This is a genomic window from Aminobacter sp. P4_D5, from assembly GCF_056401815.1.
The window spans coordinates 1-624 of the sequence record NZ_JBFUIP010000946.1 but is presented as its reverse complement, the minus strand read 5'-3'; the positions used below and the strand labels follow the sequence as shown (position 1 = coordinate 624).

The following is a 624-nucleotide window of genomic DNA, read 5'->3' as shown; positions in this document are numbered from 1 at the left end:
GGTGGAGTGGCTCTGGGTGAAGGGCCATTCCGGCCACCCCATGAACGAGCGGGCGGACGTGCTGGCGACGCAGGCTCGGGAGTCGCTGCGCGCCTGATCGGCCGTCAGGCCGCGACCCGCGCCTCGACCATCTCGCGCATGCGGTCCACGGCCGCATGCGGCGCCGTCAGCACGGGAAGGCCGACCACCGCACGAACCGCCTCGGCGGCGCGCGAGGTCGAGAAATGCGCGAGCATGATGGCATCGTGCTTGCCAAGCTCCGGCGCGCGCGCGGCGACGAGGCGGTTGTGGGATTCCACATCGCCTCCCTTCAGCAGGGCGATGGCATCCGCGACCAGCACCGTGTCCAGGCTCGCCGGCTTGCCACTGCGGGCGACGAATTCGTCGAACTCGTCCGTCATCGTGCCGACGGAGGGGCCGAAGGTCGCCAGCATGCCGATCCGCCGCCCCTGGGCGATCGCCGCCTGGAACATGGCCTCGTTCGGCTTCAGCACGGGGATCGGCAGGGCCGCGATCAGGCGGTCGATGGCCGGGCCGAAGGCGGAACAGGTCACGAGGATGCCGTCCCCGCCCATGCGGTGGCCATAGGTCCCGAAGGCGACGAAGCGCTCGATCATCGCCTCT

Annotated in this window: 2 protein-coding genes; one reads left to right on the top strand and one right to left on the bottom strand. The window is 70.7% G+C overall.

Features of this window, described 5'->3' with window-relative positions; translation table 11 throughout:
* Window position 1 precedes the first annotated feature (1 nt).
* A complete protein-coding gene (locus AC1DWF_RS35975; protein ID WP_476843232.1) occupies window positions 2–97 on the top strand; it encodes an RNase H family protein in 96 nt (31 codons plus the stop codon).
* Window positions 98–104: 7 nt separating this feature from the next.
* On the opposite strand, the gene AC1DWF_RS35970 is transcribed toward AC1DWF_RS35975, so the two are convergent.
* Window positions 105–624, bottom strand: a 520-nt coding sequence (locus AC1DWF_RS35970; RefSeq protein ID WP_476843231.1) for an aspartate/glutamate racemase family protein, incomplete at its 5' end; no start/stop codon positions are given.